This window comes from Bradyrhizobium japonicum USDA 6 (assembly GCF_000284375.1).
In the GTDB taxonomy this organism is placed as follows: domain Bacteria; phylum Pseudomonadota; class Alphaproteobacteria; order Rhizobiales; family Xanthobacteraceae; genus Bradyrhizobium; species Bradyrhizobium japonicum.
This window is the reverse complement of record NC_017249.1, coordinates 525329-549187: the sequence shown is the minus strand read 5'-3', so window position 1 is coordinate 549187 and position 23859 is coordinate 525329. Positions and strand designations below refer to the sequence as shown.

Sequence of the window (23859 nt, the reverse complement as noted above, 5' to 3'; positions counted from 1 at the left end):
CTTGGGTCACATCTGCGGGAGAGAGCCATGAACATCGCCAGTGTGCGTCGGCCCATCATCCCTCCGACCCCGCCGCGTGCGCCCGACGATCTGTCGTTTTTCGGCCGGGTCGCGGTCCTCAAGCAGAACATGATCGCGACCTGGGGGCAGCGTGCCTACGAAGAAGAGGTCATCAAGGGCCGCTTTTTCCTCCACAATAGCTTCATCCTGAATCAGCCGGACGCAATCCGGCATGTCCTGCTCAGCAACTACGAAAACTACACGCGCACGCCGGCGGGGATCCGCATGCTGCGTCCGGTGCTCGGCGAAGGACTCCTGATCGCGGAAGGCCACGCCTGGACGCATCAGCGCCGTACGCTCGCGCCGGCCTTCACGCCGCGTGCGACTGCAAATCTCGTCCCGCATATGACTGCGGTGCTCGACGAGACCATCACAAAGCTCGATGCGCGAACGAGCGAGCCGGTCGATCTGCGCGAGGCGATGCAGCGCATGACGCTGGAGATCGCCGGGCGCACGATGTTCTCATTCGGCATGGATCGTCACGGCCCGACCTTGCGCAACTTCGTCATGGAATACGGCGCGCGGCTCGGGCGGCCCTATTTCCTCGACATGCTGCTGCCGGTGTCCTGGCCGACCCCGATGGATTTTGCCCGCGCCCGCTTCCGCAAGCGCTGGACCGAGTTCGTCGCGATGCTGATCGCCGAGCGCCGCACGATGGGCAAGAAGGACGGCGCGCCACCGCGCGACCTGTTCGATCTCATGGACGCGGCGCGCGACCCCGAGACCGGCAAGGGCTTTTCGGACGCGCAACTCGTCGACGAGGTCGCGACCATGATCCTGGCGGGTCACGAGACCACGGCGACGGCGCTGTTCTGGGCGCTCTATCTGCTCGCGCTCGATCCGGAGACGCAGGAGGAAGTCGCCTCCGAGACCCACGGCGAGCATCTCGACAGCATGGCCGACATCGATCGCCAGAAGTTCACCCGCGCGGTGATCGAGGAGACCATGCGGCTCTATCCGCCGGCCTTCCTGGTCGCGCGTGCCGCGCGCGAGAAGGACAATGCAGCCGGCGTCGAGATCGGCAAGGGCGACATCATCATGATCGCGCCCTGGCTGCTGCACCGGCACGAGAAGCTGTGGGATCAGCCGAACGCCTTCATTCCAAAGCGCTTCATGTCGAAGGAGGCGCCTGACCGTTTCGCTTACCTGCCGTTCGGCGCGGGTCCGCGCGTCTGCATCGGCGCGCCGTTCGCGCAAGCCGAATCCGTGCTGGCGCTGGCCCGCTTGATCGGCGCGTTCCGCATCGAGCTTGCCGACAGGGTTCCGGTGATCCCTCTCGGCGTCGTGACGACCCAGCCGGACCACTCACCCTTGTTCCGCATCACGCGTCGGTGACAGACATTCGTCTGCCCGATGGCGCGATCCACCCCAGATAGAGCCTCCGCCATGAGCGACATCCAGGCCCAGTTATCCGTTCTGAAGCAGACCGCCGATGCCAAGGTGGTCGACGCGATCGCGCACCTCATCGAGAACGGCGAGGATCACGAGCTCAACCGCGTCAATGTCCTCGATTTCTCCAGGCAGCATGGCCTCGACGAAGAGCACACGATCTCCACCTTCCTGCACTCGGCGCGGCTCGGACTGTTCGATCTCGGCTGGAACGTGCTCTGTCCGGGCTGCGGCGGCGTGCTGGGCGCCCATTCGACGCTGAAGGCGCTCAAGCCGGACGATTATCACTGCGCGCTCTGCGCCTGCGGCTACAAGGCGTCGGTCGACGATCAGGTCGAGGTCTCCTTCACCGTGAATCCGCGCGTGCGGCGCATCGCAGCGCACGATCCCGATACGCTTCCGGTGTGGGAATATTTCAAGCAGGTGTTCTGGAGCTCCGGCGTCGACTTCAACAAGGAGTCCTTCGCGACGCTCGCCAACGAGGTGACGCTGGATACCATGGAGCTGCCGGCCGGCGAGAAGGCGACCATGTCGCTGCAACTGCCGGGCGACTTCATCATCATCTTCGAGCCGGTGACGCACGCCGCCCATTTCATCGACGTCCAGGGCGAGCCGACCAAGGAGCGCCAGCAGTTCGCGATCATGTACAACAAGGTGCAGGCTCCGACGGGGACGACGACCATGCGGCCGGGGCCGTTGCGGCTGTCGCTGGAGAACCAGGCCGGCGTGCGCGTGTTGCCGTCGGTGTTCATCGCGGCCGAGGCGCTCCATCATCTCATCGGCAAGCGCAAGCCGTTCCTCACCGCCAAGCGCATGCTGTCGAACCAGACGTTTCGCGATGTCTTCAAGGCGGACAATCTCAGCCTCGACCAGCGGCTCCAGATCACGTCGCTGACATTCCTGTTCACCGATTTGAAGGGCTCGACCGCACTCTACGAGCGCGTCGGCGATCTTGCCGCCTTCGATCTCGTGCGCGCGCATTTCCATGCGCTGCTCGAGATCATCTCCTCCGAGAAGGGCGCGGTGGTGAAGACGATCGGCGACGCCGTGATGGCGACCTTCGTTCGCCCCGAGCACGCCATCGTCGCGGGCCTGCGGATGCGGGCCGCGATGGACGAGCTCAACAGGCAGCGCGGCACCGACGATCTCATCGTCAAGATCGGCATCCATGAAGGCCCGTGTCTTGCGGTGATGCTCAACGAACGCCAGGATTATTTCGGCCAGACCGTCAACATCGCCGCTCGCGTCCAGAGCCTGTCGACGGCGCAGGAGATCCACATCACGGGCCCCGTGCTCGATGCACCCGCAGTCGCCGAGGTGCTCGAGCAGCGCGCCATCAAGCCGATCCAGAAGCAGGCGGCGCTGCGCGGCATCGCCGACAAGATGGTGGTGTACGAGATACCGTGAGGGCCTCCGTCATTGCGAGCGTAACTCTCTCAACACCGTCATTGCGAGGAGCCCTTGCGACGAAGCAATCCAGAATCCTTCCGTGGAAAGATTCTGGATTGCTTCGCTGCGCTCGCAACGACGATGTGGGGACAGTGCGTATTCCCAAGCAATCATTATGCGTCTCAATCCGGTCATAACGAAACGGACATATTGCTGAAAGGTAATGCCCGCGCGGAGCTGACGCACGTTGCGGCGGTTGAGTTTCCCGCTCATATAATGCCGGTGGCGGCCGCACTCCCGCGGCTTCATCGATTTCGGTAGGATCCTATGCTCGACGGCCTGCGCCAATTCATCGCCGACATTGTCGCCCCTCATGCCGGGGATCGCGCATTCGGCGATGGCGATTACCGGCTTGCGGCCACCGCGCTGCTGGTTCACGTGGTCTCGCTGGACGGTCAGCCGACGGCGACCGAGCAGCGCAAGCTGCACAGCCTGATCGAAAGCCATTTCGGGCTGGATCGCGGTACCGCCGATCGCCTGATCGCGGACGCCACCCAGGTCGAGGGCGAGGCCGTCGACCTCTATCACTTCACCAGCGTCATCATGCGCTCGCTCGACGAAGAGGGCCGCAAGCGCATCGTCCAGATGATGTGGGAGCTGGTCTATGCCGATGGCCAGGTCTCCGAGTTCGAGGACAACGTCGTCTGGCGCGCCTCCGACCTGCTCGGGATCGCCCAGCGCGACCGGATCGACCTCAAGCATGCGGTCGCAAATCGCGCGGGTGGTCAGGTCAAGGACGGTGCCGTCGGGGGTGAGCCGTCTCGACGCGGTATATCGCCGGTTGTGCAGACTACATGACGAAACTTTAATATACCCTCGTCGACCACCGCGACCCCGGATTTCGCCGTAAAATCCGTGGCTTTCCCGCTTCCCTGTTGCCCGCTCAAGCAGCCATGCTGCCGGTGACGCTTGCCTGTCGCGCTCGGCCTATGCTCTCGTTCCGCCATTGCGGGGCCAAAAAACTTGAATTCAAGAGACTTCGATCGTGACTGAGCGGGTAACGTTGATCACCGGTGCGTCGGCGGGCATCGGCACGGAGCTGGCGCGTGTGTTCGCCGCCAACGGACATCGCCTCGCGCTGACGGCGCGACGCGCGGACCGGCTGGAGGCGCTTGCGAACGAGCTCGCCGCCAAGGGCGGCAAGAGGCCGATCGTGATCGCCTGCGACCTGCAGGAGGCGGATGCGGGCGAGAAGATCGCCGCCGCGCTCGCCGCCGAGGACGTCGAGCTCGACCATCTCGTCAACAATGCCGGCTTCGGCGTGTTCGGCGATGCGATCGAGCGCGACCGCGTCGAGCAGGTCGGCATCGTCGATGTCAACGTCCGGGCTCTGACGGATCTGTCGCTGCGCTTTGCCGATCAGCTGATCAGGAACAAGGGCGGTCTTCTCAATGTCGGATCTGTCGCGGGCTTTCTGCCCGGCCCCGGCATGGCCGTGTACTACGCGTCCAAGGCCTATGTGATTTCCCTCACCGAAGCCTTGCGGGCGGAGCTTGCGCCGCGCGGCGTACGCGTCACCGTACTTTGCCCGGGTCCGGTGCCCACCGAATTCCAGGCGCGCGCCGGCGTCGGGTCCGGGCATGATACGGCTCTTCTCAACGTGCCTGCCGCCGATGTCGCGCAGCAGGCCTATCGTGGCCTGATGGCCAACAAACGGGCAGTGCTGCCTGGTCTCGGCATCAAGATCGTGCCGTTCGCGCTGCGTTTCTTCCCACGCGGCTTCATCCTGTCCGCCACCAGCCGGTTCCAGAGGCAGAGGCACTGATTTCTTGTTTTGACGCGTTTTCTTTACGCGAGCCGGTATCCACTTCGCTCGAAAACGCTTTGAAGAAAGCTCAAAGCTCCGTAGTGGCCCGGAGCTTGCTTCAATATCGGGACGCGTGTGCGCGAACTCACACGATGTTAACTACCGCTTAGCTATGCTGGCGGTCTGAACCGATAGCACTCGCAGAGGCCATGTCGTTCCGGACGGACAGGTTTGGTGGCGCAGAATTGGTGCCCTTCCCCAGAAGGACGCCGAGCGCCGCCGCCTCCGAAGCCCGATTGCCGGTTCTGATCATCCTGCATCAGGAATCCTCGACGCCCGGCCGCGTCGGCAATGCGCTGCGCGCGCTCGGCCATCGCCTCGACATTCGCCGTCCCCGCTTCGGCGATCCCCTGCCCGATACGCTCGATCAGCATGCCGGCGCGGTTTTCTTCGGCGGTCCGATGAGCGCCAACGATCCCGACGACTACATCCGCCGCGAGATCGACTGGATCGAAATTCCGCTCCGCGAACAGCGACCGTTCCTCGGCATCTGCCTCGGCGCGCAGATGCTGGCGATGCAGTTGGGAGCCCGCGTCGCACCGCATGCGCAGGCGCTGACCCAGATCGGCTACTATCCGATCCGCCCGACCGCCGCGGGCCACGCGCTCTGCCCGAATTGGCCGGCGCAGGTCTATCACTGGCATCGCGAAGGATTTGAACTGCCCGTCGGCACTGAGCTGCTTGCGGAAGGCGATGATTTTCCGATCCAGGCGTTCCGCACCGGCAACGCTTTTGGGGTGCAGTTTCATCCTGACGTGACCTGCGCGATGATGCATTGCTGGACCACGCGCGGCTATGACGGCCTCAGCGCGCCCGGCGCGCGCGAGCGGCATCATCATTTCGCGGACCGTGCGGTCTACGACGTTGCGGAACGGGCCTGGCTCGATCATTTCATCGACGGCTGGCTGGCGCGCCGGCAGGTGCTGGCACAAGCCGCCGAGTGATCGCGGCTTCGCTCAGGTTCTTTGGCGCAGGTCCTTGGCACAAGCCCTTGCCTGATCCCTGGATATGCTAGGCTCGTTCCCAACGAGCGCGCGCGAACGCGTGCCGGCAGACACAGGGAGAGCGTCATGGCCTACGAACACATTCTCTATGAGGTGAGCGACAAGGTCGCGACCATCACGCTCAATCGCCCTGATCGCATGAATGCGTGGACGCCGACGATGGAGCGCGACGTGCGTCACGCGATGGAAGCATCGAGCGCCGATGACCATGTCCGCGTCATCGTGCTCACCGGCGCCGGCCGCGCCTTCTGCGCCGGCGCCGACATGGATGCGCTGAAGGGGCTCGACCCCAACGACGTCAGGCGTGCCTCGAACCTGCCGCCCTTCGACATGAACCGCCGGCCGGACTGGCAGACGCGCTACGGCTTCTATCCGTCGATCGGCAAGCCCGTCATCGCCATGCTCAACGGCGCGACTGCCGGCATCGGCCTCGTCCACGCGCTCTATTGCGACCTGCGCTTTGCCGCCGACAATACCGTCTTCACCACGGCCTTCGCGCGGCGCGGACTGATCGCCGAGCATGGCATGTCCTGGATGCTGCCGCGCATCGTCGGCCACGCCAATGCGATGGATTTGCTGCTCTCGGCGCGGCGCGTGTCGAGCGAGGAGGCGTTGCGGATCGGTCTGGTCAACCGGCTCTGCGCGCCTGAAAAACTCCGCGAGGAGACCTACGCCTATGCGCGCGATCTCGCGGACATGGTTTCCCCGAGCGCGATGGCCGTGATCAAGCGGCAGCTCTACGAGGTGCCGTTCCAGACGCTGGCGGAGGCGACGATCGAGGCCAACCGCGAGATGATGGTCGCGCTGAACGGCAGCGATTTCCGGGAGGGGGTGGCGAGCTTCATGGAGAAGCGGCCGCCGAGGTTTACGGGGAAGTAGGGGGGAGATTTTTCAGGGGCGGTCCGTCTTCGCCCTGCGGGCTTCGCCGGATACTACGCTTCACCCTTCGGGCTCCTCGTGGCTGCGCCACGCGTAGCCCGAAGGGCGAAGCGTGGTGGAGCCAGGCGGGATCGAACCGCCGACCTCGTCATTGCGAACGACGCGCTCTCCCAGCTGAGCTATGGCCCCGTTTGCTGGCCGCTCTGGTGAATGCGGCCGACAACCGGGCGCCATTTAAGTCCCCGGCAAGGTCAAGTCAAGGACGGGTATGACCGGGTTTTAACCATCCCGGCACCGACTTCCCTTGTTTGGGCCGGGGGGAACCGATATCTAGCAAAAAGCGTCAATCCCGACCGAAAGCCAGAGTCTTCAAAAGCCATGCGTGCCGTTCTCGACATCGTCATCATCGTGCTCGACCTCTACGTCTGGCTGCTGATCGCCTCCGCGATCCTGTCCTGGCTTATCGCCTTCAACGTCGTGAACACCCGCAACCAGTTCGTTTCGGCGGTGGCGGAGTTCCTGTACCGGATCACCGAGCCGTTGCTGGCGCCGATTCGCAATTTCCTGCCCAGCCTCGGCGGCCTCGATATCTCGCCGATCATCCTGATCCTGCTCATCATGTTCATCGAGCGGGTGATCCTGTATTACATCTACCCGAACGTGATCTAAGCAGGCGGGAGCGCCTTGGTTGCGAAACAGGCCTTCAAGGAACCCTGGCGCTATTCGGCCGCAGGAATCAGCATCGCGCTGCGGGTGACGCCGCGCGGCGGCCGCGACGACATCGACGGGATCGAGCAATTGGCCGATGGCCGCAGCGTGCTCAAGGTGCGGGTGCGCGCGATCGCCGATGGCGGCGAGGCCAACAAGGCCGTTCTGGTGCTATTGGCGAAATCGCTCGGCGTCCCCAAGGCGAGTGTAAAGCTGCTATCCGGTGCCACCTCGCGGCTGAAGCAGATCGCGGTCGACGGCGATCCGGCGCGGCTCGGCGAAGCCCTGCGCAAGCTCGCCGAAGCCAGAGCGGCAGACGCCAAACCGACAGACCAAGGGAACTGACATGACGGCCAAGATCATCGATGGAAAAGTCATCGCCGCGGAACTCCGCGCGCGCGTCGCTGACGAGGTTGCCCGCGTCAAGCGCGAGCACAATCTGGTGCCGGGCCTCGCGGTGGTTCTGGTCGGCAACGACCCGGCCAGCGAGGTCTATGTCCGCTCCAAGCACACCCAGACCCAGGCGGCCGGCATGGCCTCGTTCGAGCACAAGCTGCCGGCCGACGTGTCGCAGGCCGATCTGCTGGCCGTTGTCGCAAAACTCAACCGCGATCCGGCCGTGCACGGCATTCTGGTGCAGCTGCCGCTGCCGAAGGGCCTGAACATCGAGGCCGTCATCAACGCCATCGATCCCGCCAAGGATGTCGACGGCCTGCATCCGAACAATGCCGGCCGGCTCGCCGGCGGCTTTGAAGCGCTGTCGCCCTGCACGCCGCTCGGCTCGATCATCCTGACCAAGAGCGTCCACGGCTCGCTCGAAGGCATGAATGCCATCGTCATCGGCCGCTCCAATCTGGTCGGCCGTCCGCTGGTCCAATTGCTGCTCAACGAGAACGCCACGGTGACCATCGCGCATTCGCGCTCGCGCGATCTGCCCGGGCTCGTGAAGCGCGCCGACCTGGTCTATGCTGCGGTCGGCAAGCCCGAAATGGTGCGCGGCGACTGGCTCAAGCCGGGCGCGACCGTGATCGACATCGGCATCAACCGCATCCCCAAGGACGACGGCAAGACGCGCCTCGTCGGCGATGTCGCCTATCAGGAAGCACTCGCCGTTGCCGGCGCGATCACGCCGGTGCCGGGTGGCGTTGGCCAGATGACGGTCGCGTGCCTGCTGGTGAATACGCTGCGCGCGGCTTGCGCGATCGCCGGGCTGCCGAAGCCGGCGGTCTAGGTTTTCTTCACGTCTCCCCGCTTGCGGGGAGAGGTCGGAATTCAAGCGTAGCTTGAATTCCGGGTGAGGACTCTCCGCGAATCTCAGTCTCACCGTCCTTGCGGGGACTCCCCCTCTCCCCGCAAGCGGGGCGAGGGACAAGAGCTCACGCCTTCTTTTTCTTCTCGCGCTCGATGCCTTCGAGGATCAGCTTCTGGGCGTCTTCCGGGCCGCCCCAGCGCAGAATCTTCACCCACTTGCCCTTCTCGAGATCCTTGTAGTGCTCGAAGAAGTGCTGGATCTGTTGCAGCGTGATGTCGGGCAGGTCGGAGTACGACTTCACCTTGTCGTAGCGCTGCGTCAGCTTCGACGACGGCACAGCGAGAATCTTCTCGTCGCCGCCGGCTTCGTCTTCCATGAACAGCACGCCGACCGGGCGCACGCTCATGACGGCGCCGGGGATGATGGCGCGGGTGTTGATGATCAGCACGTCGCAGGGATCGCCATCATCGGACAGCGTGTGCGGGATGAAGCCATAGTTACCGGGATAACGCATCGGCGTGTAGAGGAAGCGGTCGACAACTAGCGTGCCGGCTTCCTTGTCCATTTCGTATTTGATCGGTTCGCCGCCCACGGGGACTTCGATGATGACGTTGACGTCGTGGGGTACGTTTTTTCCGATCGAGACCGCATCGATACGCATTCAAGGCTCCGTTGTTGCCGAGGTTAAATCGCGCCCGGCAGCGATTTTGGCGCTGTCATACGCGGGCTTGGCGCGCCAATCCATCGTGTTTTTGTGAAAAAATGAATCCAGCGACTACCGGCTCAAAAGGCAACGGTATCGACGGATGGGAAACGCTGCCGGCTAGACTTTCAGCAGCTCAATTGGTCCAAGCGAAGGCAACCTTGTCGAGCGACTTCGGCCCGAAACGCTCGGAGGAGCGCGCGACCATGCGGCCGCCCAAGGCGCGATAGAACTCGGTCGCCGGATCGTTGTCCGAGAGCGCCCACACCACCATGCTCTTCAGGCCGCTCTGCATCAGGTCGCGGCGGGCTGCGGTGAACAGGCGGCGGCCGAAGCCGAGACCCTGGAATTCCGGACGCAGATAGAGCTCGTAGATCTCGCCGTCGAAGTGCAGGCTGCGGGCGCGGTTGCGGCCGTAATTGGCATAGCCGGCGATCTTGTCGCCGAACACGAGCACGCTGACGCGGCTGCCTTTGCGAATCGCGCTGTCCCACCACTGCGGACCGCGGCGGTTGATCAGCTTTTCCAGTTCGCCACCGGGAATGATGCCCTGATAGGCGGAGCGCCAGGCTTCGTCATGGGTGGACGCCACCGCAGTTGCATCTGCAGCTTTGGCCGGCCGGACCTCGATCAGGGTTGTGCTCATGGACGCAATCAAACCAAGTCGCCGCGCCGGCGGCAAGACCTATCGTTAATTATCGGTTAACGTGTGGATTTTGTGCATCAGTATTTTAACCATGTTGTACCGAAAGAAGACAAGACGCCATTTCGAACGGCACCGGCCTGCCATTGCCGGTGCAAAACTGCGCTGCGGCAACCAATGAACCGCGATGGCAACGCAAAAAGTCCGCCGAAAATGATTCGTTCCTGCAGATCTGTCGCTGTCTGTGTTCGCCTGCGGCAATTCATGCGCCTCTTCAACATCTTCGCCCTCCTGCCTCTGCTTCCCTTGCTGATGGCGTCGCCTCTGTGCGCACAGGTCACGTTTGGGTCATCGGGCGAGGAGGGCGAGCCGTTTCGCCGGCAACAATGGCGCGTGCCATCGCCGGATACCGAAATTGCCGCGCATGCGCTGCTGTTTCGTCCCGTCGGCGCCGGTCCGTTCCGGCTTGCGGTGATCGCACATGCTTCGACGCAGAATGTGCTGCGTCGGGCGCAAATGCCGCAGCCTGAATACCGCGCGCTGGTCGCGTTTCTCATCGCACGCGACTTCGCCGTGCTGGTGCCGGAGCGGCTCGGCCATGGTGCGACCGGCGGCCGCTATGTCGAGGACCAGGGCGGCTGCGACGAGGCGGATTATGCGCGTTCGGGTCGCGCGACGGCCGCCGAAATCTCGCTCGCGCTGGATTTTTTGCGAAAGCAGGATTTCGTTCGTCAAGACAAGGTCGTCGTGCTCGGCCATTCCGCCGGCGGCTGGGGGGCGTTGGCGCTCGCGAATGCCGATCCGAACGCGATCTCCGCGATCATTGCGCTTGCGCCGGGGCGTGGTGGCCACGCCAATGACGAACCGAACCGGATCTGCGCGCCGCAGACGCTTGTCGCCGCGGCGGCCGGGTTTGGCAAGGCGGCGCGCATTCCCGTGACATGGCTCGTGGCGACCAATGACAGCTACTTTGCGCCGGCGTTCTCGCGCCAATTGGCCGATGCGTTTCGCGGCGGAGGCGGCAGGGTGGACTTCCGCACATTGCCGGCCGTCGGCAGCGAGGGGCATTGGATGATCGAGAGCGAAGCCGGCGTCAAAGCCGCCAGCCGCGAGCTCGGGCTTGCGCTGAACGAGGCCAAACCCACGGCGGCCAAGAAGCCATGACGCTGTATCTCCTGGTCAAATATCTCCATGTGCTCGGCGCCATCGTCATTCTCGGCACCGGCACCGGCATCGCCTTCTTCATGCTGATGGCGCATCGAACGAACGACGCCGAATTCATCGCGCGCACCGCTTCGGTGGTGGTGATTGCGGATGCGATCTTCACGCTGTCGGCCGTGATCCTCCAGCCGGTGACGGGCGGCCTGCTGATGATGCTTTCGGCCATGCCGATCACGGAACCCTGGCTGCTGGCCTCGCTTGGGCTCTACGTCCTTGCGGGCCTGTTCTGGGTCCCCGTCGTCTTCATGCAGATCGAGATGCGCGATCTCGCGCGCAAGGCGGCCGAGCGGCGCAGCGCTCTGCCTGAACGCTATTTCGAGCTCTACCGCCGCTGGTTCGCGTTCGGCTTCCCCGGCTTCGGCGCGACGATGTTGATCCTGTGGCTGATGATCGCGAAACCGTTTTGAGAGATGCGATGACCCAGCGAACCGTTTTGGTGCTCGGCGCCTCCGGCCTGATCGGGTGCTTCGTCACCGACGATCTGCGCGTGCGCGGATTTCGCGTGGTTGGCGTCGCACGCAGCCTGTCGCCCGCGCAGAAGATGAGCGCGCTGGAGATCGAGCAGCCGATCCTGTCACTCGATGCAGCCGCGCTGATGCGCCTCTTCCGCGAGCACGCCGTCGACGTCGTCGTGAACTGTCTAGGCGTGCTCCAGGATGGTCCCGGCAGCGACACCGGCGCGGTGCATCGCGATTTCGTCGCGCGCCTGCTTCAGGCGATCGCCGACAGCTGCCGCGCGATCCGGCTGGTGCACATCTCGATCCCCGGGACCGCAGAGGCGGATCGCACCGCCTTCGCGACGACCAAGCGCGAGGCCGAACGCCTGATTGCAGCCTCCGGCATCCCCCACGCGATTCTGCGGCCCGGCTTTGTCGTTGCTCCTTCAGCCTATGGTGGCAGCGCCATGCTGCGTGCGCTCGCCGCCTTCCCGCTCGACCTGCCGCAGAAGGAGATGTCGACGCCATTCCAGTCCGCCGCCGTCGAGGACATTTCGGCCACCATCGCCTGGCTCGCCGCGCGCCATATCGACGACGCCTCAGTCACAGCCGTGACGTGGGACCTGATGCAGGCCGAGCCGCTCACCATGGCCGGCGTCATCAAACAGTTCCGCCACGCCTTCGGCACGGCCGGCTGGCCGCGCCTCGTGATGCCATCCTTCATGCTCGATCTCGGCGCCAAGATCGGCGATCTTGCCAATCATCTCGGCTGGATGCCGCCGATGCGCTCCACCGCCATCGCCGAGCTGCGCCGCGGCGTGACCGGCGATCCCTCGCCGTGGATCGCCGCCACGGGCATCGTGCCGCGGACGTTGACCGAGACGATCGGGCGCCATCCCGCCACCATTCAGGACAAATGGTTCGCGCGGCTGTTCCTGATCAAGCCGCTGATTTTTGCGAGCCTCGTTGCGTTCTGGCTCGTCTCCGGCTTCATCGCGCTGTTCGTCTCCTACCGCGCCGCCGCCGGCATTTTGAGTGCGCACAATTTTCCGCCCGCGCTGGTCGATCCCATCACCATCGGCACCAGCCTGATGGACATGAGCATCGGCGTGCTGATCGCCTTCCGCCGCACCGCGGCGATCGGTCTGGTTGCAGGCATTGTCGCCTCGCTCGGCTATATGTTCGGTGCGGCGATCCTCACGCCCGACCTCTGGATCGAGCCGCTCGGCGCGCTGGTGAAGACAGGGCCGGCCATCGTGCTGATGCTGGTCGCCTTGTTGATGCTGGATAATCGATAGCGTTTTCGAGCGAAGTGGATCCCGGTTCGCGTGAAGAAAACGCGTAAGATAGAGAGACTGATGAGCAAATGGCCCGACGATGACGTGATCCTCTTCGACGGCGTCTGCATCTTCTGCTCGCGGTGGGTCCGCTTCGTCGCCCAGCGCGACACGGCGAAGCGGTTTCGCTTCACGCCGATCCAGTCGGACTACGGGGCGCGGCTTGCGCGTACGTTTGGCATCGATCCTGACGATCCCGACACCAATGCCGTGGTTCATGACGGAAAGGTCTTTATGAAGTCCGACGCCGCGCTGACCGTGCTGTCGCATCTGCCGGGCTGGAGTTGGGCGCGCGCGTTGTTCGCCGTGCCAAAACTGCTGCGAGATCCCGTGTACAGCCTCATCGCGCGCAACCGCTATCGCATCTTCGGGAAGTATGACGCCTGCTTTGTACCCGATGCCGATCTGCGGGCGCGGGTGATTGAGTAGCTTCCCTCGTCATTGCGAGGAGCGCAGCGACGAAGCAATCCAGACTGTCTCCACGGAAAGATTCTGGATTGCTTCGCTGCGCTCGCAATGACGGAGTTTGCGGTTTACGGCTTGCCTGAAGCCGCCAGCACCTCCCTCGCTGCCCGCTCCCCGCTGTCCCTGGCGCCATGCGCCGTCGTGAAGAAGCTTGGCGACGTCGCCTCTCCCGCGAAGAACATCCGCCCATCCACCGGCGCAGCCAGCACGGCCCGGTCACCAGCGTGACCCGGAAGCGCGTGCGAGTAGGATCCTCTCGCGAAGGGGTCGTGCGCCCAGCGCGACTCGTACAGCGGCTTCAGCTTGCGCCTGATGTCGTTGCCGAGGAAGCCTGCGATCTCGTCGATGCTGTGCGCGGCAATGGCGCCGTCGCCGGCGTCTTCCAGCTCGCGGGCAAAGCTGCCGCCGAAAAAGCCTTCGATGCAGGGCTGGCCGAACGGGCGGATGTGGTAGGTGCCCATCTCGGTGCGCATGGTGGCACCGCGCAGATTGCCCTCTTTCGGAAAGGCTTCTGCATCGTCGAGCGCCAGCGTCACCTTGTCGTCGACGCCGAGCGGCAGGCCGGCCGCTGCATCGACCTTGGCGGGCAGCGGCGGTGAGAAGCGGATCGCCTGATCGGCGATGAGATCGGTCGGAACGGTGACGATCGCCTTGTCGGCGGTCAACGTACCCTGCGACGTCTCGATGCGGAGGCGCTGGCCGGAATGATCGATCAGCGTGACATTGCAGCCCAGGGCCACCGGGCAGGGGGCGCCATAGGCCGCGACCAGCGCGCCATAGCCACGGCGGACGCGCCAGTTGAGGTCGCTGTCCTCATAGGCGTCCCAATCCAGTGTCGACATGTCCTTCAGTTCGCAGCCGTTGATGTAGGTCGAGACCGCGTCGATCATGGGATTCCAGCGATTGCCGGGATCGAGGCTCAGGCTCGCGGGCTCGTCCTTGCCCTTTTGCGCGGCCTGCCACAGCCGTTCGTAGAATGCGCCCATCGCGCGCATGAAATCGTCGCGCTCGGCCTGCGGAAACGCGTTGCCGAAGGCGCGCTCGCGCCAGGGCGGCAGGTCCTTGTTGACCTCGAAGCCGAGCTGCCTTGCGATTCCGACGAAGGAATTCTTGTCGGCCGAGTGCAGCCAGCCGCAGCCGACGTCGAAGATCACCTCAGGCGAGGCCTGCACGGTCCAGGCGCGTCCGCCAATCCGCTCGCGCGCCTCCAGCACGATCACGGACAGGCCGGAGCCAGCCAGCGCATGCGCCGCGCCGAGGCCGGCTGCGCCGGCGCCGATGATCGCGACGTTGACGGAGGAGGGCAGGGACATGGATGGGCTCTAGCACGTTCGCTGGAGAGCCACCACAAAACGAACTGTCATCACCCGCCTTGTGCGCAATTGCGCACTGGAGCGGGTGATCCAGTATTTCAGAGAAGGCTGTTATCGAATCGAAGGGCCGCGGCGTACTGGATGCCCCGGTCAAGCCGGGGCATGACAGTGAGCGGTGGCCTTACGCCACCGCTTCCTTGGACTTTTCCGCGCGCTTGCGCTCGTTCGGGTCGAGATGCTTCTTGCGCAAGCGGATCGACTTCGGGGTGACCTCGACGAGCTCGTCGTCCTCGATATAGGCGAGCGCCTTTTCCAGCGTCATGCGGATCGGCGGGGTCAGTCGGACCGCTTCGTCCTTCGACGTCGTGCGGATGTTGGTGAGCTGCTTGCCCTTGAGCACGTTGATCTCGAGATCGTTGTCGCGGGTGTGCTCGCCGACGATCATGCCCTTGTAGACCTTCCAGCCCGGCTCGATCATCATCGGGCCGCGGTCTTCCAGCTTGAACATGGCGTAGGCCACCGCGTCGCCCTGGTCGTTGGAGATCAGGACGCCGTTGCGGCGGCCCTGGATCTCGCCCTTGTACGGGGCATAGCCGTGGAACAGGCGGTTCATGATCGCGGTGCCGCGGGTGTCGGTGAGCAGCTCGCCCTGGTAGCCGATCAGGCCGCGGGTCGGCGCGTAGAACACCAGGCGCTGGCGGTTACCGCCCGAGGGCTTCATCTCGATCAGCTCGGACTTGCGCTCGCTCATCTTCTGCACGACGACGCCGGAATGCTCCTCGTCGACGTCGATCACGACTTCCTCGATCGGCTCCATGGTGGCACCGGTCGCTTCATCCTTCTGGAACACGACGCGCGGGCGCGACACCGAGAGCTCAAAGCCTTCGCGGCGCATGGTCTCGATCAGGATCGCGAGCTGCAATTCGCCGCGGCCGGACACTTCCATCGCGTCCTTGTCGGCGGCCTCGACGACGCGCAGCGCGACGTTGCCTTCGGCCTCGCGCAGCAGACGGTCGCGGATCATGCGGCTCGTCACCTTGTCGCCTTCAGTGCCGGCGAGCGGGGAGTTGTTGACGATGAACGACATCGACACGGTCGGCGGGTCGATCGGCTGCGCCGGCAGCGGCACCTCGACGGTCGGATCACAGAAGGTGTCGGCGACGGTGCCCTTGGTCAGGCCGGCAATGGCGACGATGTCGCCGGCTTCGGCTTCATCGAGCGGCGTGCGCTCGAGACCCCGGAAGGCCAGGATCTTGGTGATGCGGCCGGACTCAACCAGCTTGCCGTCGGCATGCAGCACCTTGACCTGCTGGTTCGGCTTGAGCACGCCGGACGAGATGCGGCCGGTGATGATGCGGCCGAGATAGGGGTTGGCCTCGAGGATGGTGCCGATCATGCGGAACGGGCCTTGCTCGACCGTCGGCGGCGCGACGTGGCGCAGGACCAGGTCGAACAACGGCTCCATGCCCCTGTCCTGCGGACCTTCGGGGCTTTCGGCCATCCAGCCCTGCTTGGCCGACCCGTACAGGATCGGGAAGTCGAGCTGCTCCTCGCTGGCGTCGAGCGCCGCGAACAGGTCGAACACCTCGTTGATGACTTCGGTCGGGCGCGCGTCGGGGCGGTCGACCTTGTTGATGACGACGATCGGCTTGAGGCCGACCTTGAGCGCCTTGGAGACCACGAATTTGGTCTGCGGCAGCGGGCCTTCGGCGGCGTCGACCAGCACCAAGGCGCCGTCCACCATGTTCAGGATGCGCTCGACCTCGCCGCCGAAATCGGCGTGGCCGGGGGTGTCGACGATGTTGATGCGGGTGTCCTTCCACTGCACCGAGGCCGCCTTGGCCAGGATGGTGATGCCGCGCTCACGCTCCAGATCGTTGGAGTCCATGGCGCGATCCGTCACCTTCTGGTTCTCGCGGAACGTACCGGATTGCTGGAGGAGTTTGTCGACCAGGGTCGTCTTGCCGTGGTCGACGTGGGCGATGATGGCGACGTTACGAAGGTTCATGAGTGAGCTTCTTTGCGGTCGGACAATGGGTTAAGCGCGATCTCGCCGGTCGGACCGGGACCTCTTCTCGAAACAACGCTGGAAGACTGGAAACGGGCGCTTTCCGCCCAAAAAGGGCCGCCCGGCCATCTCGACCAGGCACCCTACGCGTTGCGGCGCAATATATGCAAAAACCGCCAAAAACAATGTGTTCTTTGGGCCTTGGTTGATTGAATTTTGCCCGGGAATCCCCGGGGCTTAGTGACAATCCGGTGTCAAACCGGCCCTTGTTCGGCCGGCGGCCGCCTCGATCAGCCCTGCGCGGAGCTCAGGTCCGCCTTTTCGGTCGGATAGACCCCGCGCAGCACCTCCTCGAAGTGCATCTTCACCGCGTCGTTGCACAGGCAGGCGCGCAGGTGCAGGCCGTCGAGATTGCGGACCAGGATCGCGCCGCGTCTTGTATCGAGCACGCCCTCGGCCTTGAACGACTGGAGCACGCGGCTCGCATAGCTGCGGCCGACCCCGAGCAGCGTCGCGAGCTGCTCATGCGTCAGCGGCACGCTGCTCTCGTCGCCGGTCCGCTCCATCGCCGCGATGATCCACTTTGCCGTACGCTGCTCGATGGAGTGGATGGCGTTGCAGGCGGTGGACTGGAACATCTGCGCCAGCATGCAGTCGGCATAGCGGGCGAAGATGTTACGCAGCGAGGCCGAGCGCATCTTGGCTGCTTCCAGCTTGGCGACGTGAATGCGCGCGAATGGTCCGCCGAATTTCACGCAGATGCGGGTATAGGCCGGCAAGAATCCCTCGCTGACGATGCCGCCCACTGCGCCTTCGCGTCCGACCAGGATGGTCTCGACGTCGCGGCCGTCCTCATTGGGAACGAGAAATGTCGCGAGCGACGGCCCGCAGGGAAAGTGCACGACCTGAACATCGTCGCCGGGACTGTAGAGCAGCTCGTTGGCCCCGGCGGTGTCCAGGGTGACGTGCGGTGCCAGCAGCGCGTAGTCAGCCGCACTCAAGCGCCGCAGCAGATTGTTGGCCGGCCGGCTGCCGACTTCGGTTGTCTTGCTGATACGCGCGTCCATCGTAAATCCCCTGCTCTCCTTTCAACACTAGCGAGGTCCGATCATGGGCTGTGTGCACAAGTGGACAGACGTGAAAACTGTTCTGTGGTGAGTTTCGTTCCGGGAACCCTCCGATGTGCTGGGCGCAGGCGTCGGGATGAGGCTGTCCTTGATCGGTAAGAACATGCAGCCCTCGATATCCAGCATCATGATACCTGCTCCCCCGGACGACTCCGCCGGCATGCCCGCCGATGTTCTGATCGTTGAGGACGATCCGATCATTGCGATTGATTTCGAGGATCGCCTGCTCGGATTTGGCGTGAAGACCGTGCGTACCATGGGGTCGGTGGCGCAGGCGCTGGCGGCGATCGCAGCGCGCGCGCCGGATTTCGCGCTGCTCGACGTCGAGCTCGGCCGCGAGAAAAGCTTTGCGGTCGCCGACCGGCTGGCGGCGGCGCAGATTCCCTTCGTCTTCGTGACCGGCTACGGTGCCGAAGCTCGGATCGCTCCCGAATTCAAGACACGGCCGCGGTTGCAAAAGCCCTGCTCGAGCGAAGCGCTGGAGGCCGCGCTGCGCTCGCGCGGTGCTTGATCGCCCGTCGGCGTTCTCCCGACTTCAGGCAGATTTTGGATCGAGCGTGGTCGACCACAGCGCGACGTCGGCGCGGTCGCGCAAGGTCACCGTCATCTGGCCGGATGCGCCGTCGATCTTGACGTGACCGAAGAATTGCATGCCCGCGGACGGCGGCAGGTTCTGGTTGTCCTTTCCCGGTGCTTTGACGAAGCGCACCTCCGGCCCAAAGGTGTTGTCGAGCGCATTTGGACCAAAGGTGCCCGCATGCAGCGGGCCCGAGACGAATTCCCAGAACGGCTCGAACTCCTGGAATTGCGCCTTGTTCGGATCGTAATAATGCGCGGCGGCGTAGTGCACGTCCGCGGTCAGCCACACCGTGTTGCTGATCGGCGCCATCTTGATGAAGCGCAGGATGTCGGCGATCTCGAACTCGCGGCCGCGTACCGGACCGTCGCCCTGCGCAATGGCTTCCGATCCGCCCTTCGGCGTGTCCGAGACGACGAGGCTGAGCGGCATGTCGGAGGCGATCACTTTCCATGTGGCGCGCGAGTTGAGGAGGCCGCGCTTGAGCCAGGCGATCTGGTCCGGGCCGAGGAAATAGCTGGCGGGCCCGTAAGCGGTTTCGAGATTGGCGCCGTTCGGGCCGCGATAGCTGCGCTCGTCGAGCATGAACACGTCGAGATGCGGGCCGTACGAGATCTGGCGATAGACCCGGCCCGGCTCAACGATGCTCTCCCGCATCGGATACATCTCGTGGAAGGCGCGGCCCGCGCGGGCTGCCAGCAGCGAGATGTCGCGCACCTTGTAGGACGCCGGCAACTCCTTCGACAGCGACCAGTTGTTGGTCACCTCGTGATCGTCCCACTGCACGAAGATCGGCACTTCGGCATTCAAGGCGCGGACGTTGTCGTCGGTGAGATTGTATTTGTGCGCGGCGCGGTACTCGTCCAGCGTCTCCGCGACCTTGGCCTTCTCGGGGATGGTGACGTTCTTCCAGGTCTTACCGTCGGCGAGCTTCACCTCGGATTCGATCGCACCGTCGGCATAGATCGTGTCGCCGGAATGCAGGAAGAAATCCGGGCGATGCTTGCGCATCGCAGAGAAGGTGAACATACCGCCATCATCCGGATTGATGCCCCAGCCTTGCCCTGCGACATCGCCGCCCCAGACGAAGCTGACGTCGCGACGGTCGGCCGGCGCGGTGCGGAAGCGGCCGACCACCGGCTCGCCCTCGATCGCGCTGTGCGAGAGGTCGCGGAAGCGGACGCGATAGAAGATGTCTTGTCCGCCCGGCAGGTTCTCAATCAGCATCTTCGCGGTGAAGTCGCTCTCCGGCAGCGCCGCGATCGGCGGCAGCGCGCGGGCATCCTTGAAGGACTCGGTCGTGGCCACCTCGACCAGCATCTGCGATGGCCGGTCCGTGCGCGCCCAGACCACGCCACCGTCGACCGTGACGTCGCCGGACTGCACACCATGCGTAACCGCCGGCCGGTCGGCCGCGCGCGAGAGATGGGGCATCGCGATCGCGCCGAGCGCACCGGCGCCGGTGGTGAGGAAGCGGCGGCGGGAGAATTTGATGTTCATGGTGGCTTCGCTTTTTGTCTCGTGCGCATCTCGCGTCGTCATTCCGGGACGGTCCGAAGGACCGGACCTCAGATGCGCAATTGCGCACCGGGGAATCCCGAGATTCCGGACTCGCGCTGCGTGCGCTCCGGAATGACTACGAAAGCTATACTGAGACAGTATGACGCAGCAATAACGCGGCAAGCGTTTACGCGTTGCCGGCGGCCCTGAATTGCGCGCCTGCGCGTTGCAGGCTTTGCGGCATGGCGAAAAGCACGGCCTTGCGGTCGGCGACGGCCGCGTGGAACTGGTCGAGCACGATGTTGATGGCGGTGAGCCCGCCCTCCTCGATCGCGCCGTGATCGAAGCAGCGCAGCGTGTCGCGCAGGATTTCGTCAGCCTCGGTTTGCATCTGGTCGAGCTCGTCGGTCGTCTCGCTCTTGCGCGCCGCCGCGATCATGTCGAACAGGCGGTCGCGCAAATGGCTGTTGTTGTCGCGCTCGTCCTTCTTGAGGTAGCCCGCGAACCAGGCGCCGATCGAGCCCATCGCCGAGAGCGCCATCAGGGTCCACCAGATGTAATCGCTGTATTTGTCGAGGAAGGTCTTTTCCTCACCGTCGACAAAGGCGGCGGCGCCCGGATGCACGGGGATCACCGCATCCTTGTCGGTGTCGGGCGTCTCGATCTTTGCCGCCATCGGGAATTCCGCCACCAGTTGCTGGCGCACGGCGAAGAGCTGGCGCGTGAACGCCGCGATGGTGGTATCGGACACACCTTTGCGCGCCACGATGTGGTGCGAGAAGCTGATGGTCTTGACCTCGTCATCGGGGCGATCGGGCGAGCCGCCATAGGTGCCGGCGGGAATCTCCGATGCTTCGTAGACGGGATGGTTTTGCGCGATCGCGTCCGCGGAATCGATCGCGAGGAAGGTCGGCGTGCCGCTGTCCTTGGCGGAAGCCGCGATCGCATCCGACGTGATCTTGCTGTTGACGGGGCCGGCTGCGAGATAGGCATCGGCCTTCTGGGCCTTGATCGCCTCGGCGGCCTCATTGGCCGGAAACTGTATGACCTCGACCTTGGCGGGATCGACGCCGTATTGCTGGAGGATCACCTTGAGCAAGTTGACGTTGGCCTGGGTTCGGCCGATCACCCCGACGCGATGGCCGGCGAGCTGCGCGATCTTGGTGATCTTCGCGTCCTTCCTCTTGCCCTTGCCGGGCACGGACCACAGCACCACGACGTTCTTGCGCAGGGTCGCGACGGCTTGCGCGTTCTTCGGCACGTCGACATCGCCGCGCACGATGGCGAGATCGACCTTGTTCTCCGCGAGCGCATCGGCGCTGGCGGTGGCGCCGTCGGTCTGGATCGGGCGTAGCCGCACAAAGCTCTTGTGCTGCGCGAAAGCCTGCGTCAGCGCCTGCACCACCTTGAGGTCATCGCTATTGGCCGGACCGACCGCGATCTTCAGCGTCACCGGCCGCATTGCGAAATAGTAGCCGCCGACGAGCGCGCCGATGATCGCAAGCACCAACGCCAGAGACACCAGCGCCGTCTTCCGCGCCGCTGATCGCGGCGAAGGAGGGGTGGGCGCTTCGGCCAGGTGCAATCCCCCGGTCATCGATCTCCCAAACAGGCGCTTGAGGCTCAGTTTCATCTTGGCCGGCAATTTACACCCGCAACCATAGCAAATTTCTTGTCCGGCGGGGTTACATCTCCGTCATGGTTAGCGGATGGACGAAATCCGGTCTGCATATGCATGGTGTTAGGGTAAAGTTCCCCTGAAAATGGAGGCGATCATGGCAGAGCGGCTGACGGCGGATGCACGCAAGCAGGCACTGGGCGCCATACCGGGCTGGACCGAGGTTCAGGGCCGCGACGCCATCGGGAAGACCTTTGTCTTCAAGGATTTCAACGAGGCGTTCGGGTTCATGACCCGCGCGGCGCTGGTTGCCGAGAAAATGGATCACCACCCCGAATGGCGCAACGTCTACAAGACGGTGGAGGTGGTGCTGTCGACCCATGACGCCGGCGGCGTCACCAAGCTCGACATCGAGCTCGCCAGGACGATGAACACGATCGCCAAGCTGACAGCTACCTGAGATCTTGCGAGGATCGGCTGCATCCCCATGTTGTGATCAGCAGGAGACGCGGCCATCTGCCGCCCCTGGCTGAACGGGGAGTTTGTCGAACATGGCTGCCGAACACAGCGTCGGCTTCGAGCCGGCCGATCGGCTCGCGGAGGATCATGAGAGCGTGCGCCGCCGTTTCTGGCGCAAGCTGAAGCGCGTCGCCGTGCAATTGCCGTTCGCGGAAGATCTGCTCGCGGCCTATTACTGTGCGTTCGACCGGCAGACGCCGCGCCATGTCCAGGCGTCGCTGCTCGGGGCGATCGCCTATTTCATCCTGCCGTTCGATTTCGTCCCCGACGTGATGCCGATCCTCGGCTTCACCGATGACGCCGCCGTGCTCGCCACCGCCATCCGCATGGTCGCCAGCCACATCACGACGGAGCACCGCGAAGCCGCGCGTGCGGTGTTGAAGCGTGGGGTGGATGAGGGGGAGACGGCGCAGTAGGCGTTGTTGGCGACACGCCGTAGCCACGCCCATCGCCGTCATGCCCCGGCTTGCCGCCTTCGCTGAAGCTTCAGCGGCCGAGCGAGCTTGTGGCCCGGCGTAGCCTTGGCGGAGCCGGGACCGGGGCATCCAGTACGCCGCGGCCTATCGATTCCATCACAACCGTCTCGGAGTACTGGATCGCCCGGTCAAGCCGGGCGATGACAGTCAGAGTGCGGACAGCGCTTGCGACACCAGCGGCCGCCGCTCGTTACTTCTTCCCCGCCTCCGCCCGCGCCTTCTCCGCGTCCCACGCCTGGAATTGCTTGAACAGCGTCTCCTTGTCCGCGTCGGACACTTTCGTTCCCGCGGGGTTCTGCTTCAGGAACGCCTCGAAGCGCTGCCGCGTCACCGGCTCGATGCCATGCTTGTCGAGCCATTGTTGCGCCACCGGCAATCTGTTCCAGCCGGACAGGGGGGCCGACAGCGAGACCTCCTTCCACTTCGGATGGAAGGGCGGGTTCTGGAGCGCGGGGAATTTGGTGAAGAAGGCGTCCACGAACAGCGCGAGCTTGCGATAGCGCTCGGTGTTCGGGGCCCAATTATAGGCGGCAAGCACCGCGGGCACCGCGATCGTGTCGACGCTCTCGCCCTCCTTGATCAGGTTCGGATAGTCCTTGGCGGTCAGCGTCGCCGGCAGATAGTCGCTCTGGAGCGGCTTTGCATATTCGACCCCCGCAAGATGGAAGCGCCCGTCATTGCCGAAGTTCGAGACCGATTTGTAAGGCTTGCCTCCGACCACGATGACGGCGTCGATCTCGCCGGCCTTCAGCTTCTCCATCGCGATGCGCTGCTCGACATAGACGAATTTCGCCTTGATCCCGAGCCGCTCGAACACGGTGAGCGCGGTGACGAAGGTGCCGCCGTTCGGCAGGTCCACGCTGACAGTCTTGCCTTCGAGGTCCTTGAGCGTCGCGACCGACTTCGGCGCGATCACCTGCATCTCCTCGTTGTAGAGCTTGGTCACGTAGGTGAACTGCTTCTTGATGTCCTTGGCAAAGCCCTTGCGTTCGAGATAGTCGAGCGTATCCGCGCGCACGATGCCGAGATCGACACCTTGCAGGAACAGAATGTCGGCGACGCTCTGCACCGAGCCGCGGCCTACGATCGGCAGCACGCGGATCTTGTTGCCGTCGTCGAGCACGGAGGCGAGGTCGGCGCCGAACTGCACATAGGTGCCGCCGATCGTGCCGGTGATCAGCGTGACAGTGTTGGCGTTCAACGACTGCTTGGTCGAGGTCGAGCCGAACTGGAAGATGGCCCTCAAGCTGTCCGAAACCTTGGCCGGATCGTATTCGGTCTGCTCGGCGCGTGCCGCGAAGGCACAGATCGTCATGATGGCGGCAACCGCCATTCCCAAAGCGTTACGCATGATACCCTCTGAAAAG

The 23859-nt window shown here is 64.2% G+C and carries 24 protein-coding genes and 1 tRNA gene; 16 read left to right on the top strand and 9 right to left on the bottom strand.

Features of this window, described 5'->3' with window-relative positions; genetic code table 11:
* The first annotated feature begins 27 nt into the window (after window positions 1–27).
* The 6 genes from BJ6T_RS02545 to BJ6T_RS02520 all read left to right on the top strand — a co-directional run bounded on the left by BJ6T_RS02545 (window position 28) and on the right by BJ6T_RS02520 (window position 6588).
* Window positions 28–1395 (top strand): cytochrome P450, encoded by a 1368-nt coding sequence (locus BJ6T_RS02545; protein WP_014490723.1) that lies wholly within the window; start codon window positions 28–30, stop codon window positions 1393–1395.
* A 51-nt stretch (window positions 1396–1446) separates the two neighbouring features.
* Window positions 1447–2856 carry an adenylate/guanylate cyclase domain-containing protein gene (locus BJ6T_RS02540; RefSeq protein ID WP_014490722.1) on the top strand — a complete coding sequence of 470 codons (1410 nt, stop codon included), beginning with the start codon at window positions 1447–1449 and terminating at the stop codon, window positions 2854–2856.
* A 309-nt stretch (window positions 2857–3165) separates the two neighbouring features.
* On the top strand, window positions 3166–3696 hold the full coding sequence (locus tag BJ6T_RS02535; RefSeq protein WP_014490721.1) for a tellurite resistance TerB family protein: 531 nt from the start codon (window positions 3166–3168) through the stop codon (window positions 3694–3696).
* A 187-nt stretch (window positions 3697–3883) separates the two neighbouring features.
* Window positions 3884–4663, top strand: coding sequence for an SDR family NAD(P)-dependent oxidoreductase (locus tag BJ6T_RS02530; RefSeq protein ID WP_014490720.1), 780 nt, complete (start codon window positions 3884–3886; stop codon window positions 4661–4663).
* Between the two features lie 191 nt (window positions 4664–4854).
* Window positions 4855–5649 carry a glutamine amidotransferase gene (locus tag BJ6T_RS02525; protein WP_028169688.1) on the top strand — a complete coding sequence of 265 codons (795 nt, stop codon included), beginning with the start codon at window positions 4855–4857 and terminating at the stop codon, window positions 5647–5649.
* 126 nt (window positions 5650–5775) lie between these two features.
* Window positions 5776–6588 (top strand): enoyl-CoA hydratase, encoded by an 813-nt coding sequence (locus BJ6T_RS02520; RefSeq protein ID WP_014490718.1) that lies wholly within the window; start codon window positions 5776–5778, stop codon window positions 6586–6588.
* Between the two features lie 113 nt (window positions 6589–6701).
* On the opposite strand, the gene BJ6T_RS02515 is transcribed toward BJ6T_RS02520, so the two are convergent.
* Window positions 6702–6777: transfer RNA gene (locus BJ6T_RS02515), tRNA-Ala, on the bottom strand.
* A gap of 189 nt (window positions 6778–6966) precedes the next feature.
* Here BJ6T_RS02515 and BJ6T_RS02510 point away from each other — a divergent pair.
* Genes BJ6T_RS02510 through BJ6T_RS02500 form a run of 3 tightly spaced genes read left to right on the top strand, consistent with a single transcriptional unit; the run spans window position 6967 to window position 8527 of the window.
* Window positions 6967–7257, top strand: coding sequence for a YggT family protein (locus BJ6T_RS02510; protein ID WP_008539240.1), 291 nt, complete (start codon window positions 6967–6969; stop codon window positions 7255–7257).
* Between the two features lie 15 nt (window positions 7258–7272).
* Window positions 7273–7641, top strand: a complete 369-nt coding sequence (locus BJ6T_RS02505) for a DUF167 domain-containing protein (protein WP_014490717.1) — start codon at window positions 7273–7275, stop codon at window positions 7639–7641.
* Between the two features lies 1 nt (window position 7642).
* Window positions 7643–8527, top strand: a complete 885-nt coding sequence (locus BJ6T_RS02500) for a bifunctional methylenetetrahydrofolate dehydrogenase/methenyltetrahydrofolate cyclohydrolase (protein ID WP_014490716.1) — start codon at window positions 7643–7645, stop codon at window positions 8525–8527.
* A 145-nt stretch (window positions 8528–8672) separates the two neighbouring features.
* Here the strand turns inward: BJ6T_RS02500 and ppa are convergent, their stop codons facing one another.
* Window positions 8673–9209, bottom strand: coding sequence for an inorganic diphosphatase (gene ppa / locus BJ6T_RS02495; protein WP_014490715.1), 537 nt, complete (start codon window positions 9207–9209; stop codon window positions 8673–8675).
* A gap of 178 nt (window positions 9210–9387) precedes the next feature.
* Window positions 9388–9897, bottom strand: coding sequence for a GNAT family N-acetyltransferase (locus BJ6T_RS02490; protein WP_014490714.1), 510 nt, complete (start codon window positions 9895–9897; stop codon window positions 9388–9390).
* 261 nt (window positions 9898–10158) lie between these two features.
* Here BJ6T_RS02490 and BJ6T_RS02485 point away from each other — a divergent pair, with 261 nt between their 5' ends.
* Genes BJ6T_RS02485 through BJ6T_RS02470 form a run of 4 tightly spaced genes read left to right on the top strand, consistent with a single transcriptional unit; the run spans window position 10159 to window position 13318 of the window.
* Window positions 10159–11058: an alpha/beta hydrolase family protein gene (locus BJ6T_RS02485; RefSeq protein WP_014490713.1), complete on the top strand. Its 900-nt coding sequence runs from the start codon at window positions 10159–10161 to the stop codon at window positions 11056–11058.
* Entirely contained in the window at window positions 11055–11522 is a 468-nt protein-coding gene (locus BJ6T_RS02480; protein ID WP_014490712.1) for a DUF2269 family protein, read from the top strand. The genes BJ6T_RS02485 and BJ6T_RS02480 overlap by 4 nt, the downstream gene beginning before the upstream one ends.
* A gap of 8 nt (window positions 11523–11530) precedes the next feature.
* Window positions 11531–12850: an SDR family oxidoreductase gene (locus BJ6T_RS02475; RefSeq protein WP_014490711.1), complete on the top strand. Its 1320-nt coding sequence runs from the start codon at window positions 11531–11533 to the stop codon at window positions 12848–12850.
* Window positions 12851–12910: 60 nt separating this feature from the next.
* Window positions 12911–13318 carry a thiol-disulfide oxidoreductase DCC family protein gene (locus BJ6T_RS02470; RefSeq protein WP_014490710.1) on the top strand — a complete coding sequence of 136 codons (408 nt, stop codon included), beginning with the start codon at window positions 12911–12913 and terminating at the stop codon, window positions 13316–13318.
* Window positions 13319–13422: 104 nt separating this feature from the next.
* Here BJ6T_RS02470 and BJ6T_RS02465 read toward each other — a convergent pair whose 3' ends face one another.
* From BJ6T_RS02465 to BJ6T_RS02455, 3 genes are all read right to left on the bottom strand, one after another.
* A complete protein-coding gene (locus BJ6T_RS02465; RefSeq protein ID WP_014490709.1) occupies window positions 13423–14667 on the bottom strand; it encodes a flavin monoamine oxidase family protein in 1245 nt (414 codons plus the stop codon).
* 181 nt (window positions 14668–14848) lie between these two features.
* Window positions 14849–16675: a translational GTPase TypA gene (gene typA, locus BJ6T_RS02460; RefSeq protein WP_014490708.1), complete on the bottom strand. Its 1827-nt coding sequence runs from the start codon at window positions 16673–16675 to the stop codon at window positions 14849–14851.
* 290 nt (window positions 16676–16965) lie between these two features.
* Window positions 16966–17742 carry a Crp/Fnr family transcriptional regulator gene (locus BJ6T_RS02455; RefSeq protein WP_014490707.1) on the bottom strand — a complete coding sequence of 259 codons (777 nt, stop codon included), beginning with the start codon at window positions 17740–17742 and terminating at the stop codon, window positions 16966–16968.
* A 187-nt stretch (window positions 17743–17929) separates the two neighbouring features.
* Here BJ6T_RS02455 and BJ6T_RS02450 point away from each other — a divergent pair, with 187 nt between their 5' ends.
* Window positions 17930–18313: a response regulator gene (locus BJ6T_RS02450; protein ID WP_028169687.1), complete on the top strand. Its 384-nt coding sequence runs from the start codon at window positions 17930–17932 to the stop codon at window positions 18311–18313.
* A gap of 24 nt (window positions 18314–18337) precedes the next feature.
* On the opposite strand, the gene BJ6T_RS02445 is transcribed toward BJ6T_RS02450, so the two are convergent.
* Window positions 18338–19879, bottom strand: coding sequence for an alkaline phosphatase D family protein (locus BJ6T_RS02445; RefSeq protein ID WP_028169686.1), 1542 nt, complete (start codon window positions 19877–19879; stop codon window positions 18338–18340).
* A gap of 187 nt (window positions 19880–20066) precedes the next feature.
* Complete coding sequence (locus BJ6T_RS02440; protein ID WP_028169685.1) at window positions 20067–21512, bottom strand: TAXI family TRAP transporter solute-binding subunit; 1446 nt, start codon at window positions 21510–21512, stop codon at window positions 20067–20069.
* Between the two features lie 142 nt (window positions 21513–21654).
* Between BJ6T_RS02440 and BJ6T_RS02435 the strand changes: the two genes are divergently transcribed.
* Together BJ6T_RS02435 and BJ6T_RS02430 are read left to right on the top strand one after the other, a co-directional pair.
* Entirely contained in the window at window positions 21655–21957 is a 303-nt protein-coding gene (locus tag BJ6T_RS02435) for a 4a-hydroxytetrahydrobiopterin dehydratase (RefSeq protein ID WP_028158617.1), read from the top strand.
* Between the two features lie 91 nt (window positions 21958–22048).
* Window positions 22049–22432, top strand: a complete 384-nt coding sequence (locus BJ6T_RS02430) for a YkvA family protein (RefSeq protein ID WP_014490702.1) — start codon at window positions 22049–22051, stop codon at window positions 22430–22432.
* Window positions 22433–22682: 250 nt separating this feature from the next.
* Here the strand turns inward: BJ6T_RS02430 and BJ6T_RS02425 are convergent, their stop codons facing one another.
* The gene (locus BJ6T_RS02425) at window positions 22683–23843 is read right to left on the bottom strand and encodes a TAXI family TRAP transporter solute-binding subunit (RefSeq protein WP_014490701.1); all 1161 of its coding nucleotides are present in this window, start codon (window positions 23841–23843) and stop codon (window positions 22683–22685) included.
* Window positions 23844–23859: the final 16 nt, after the last annotated feature.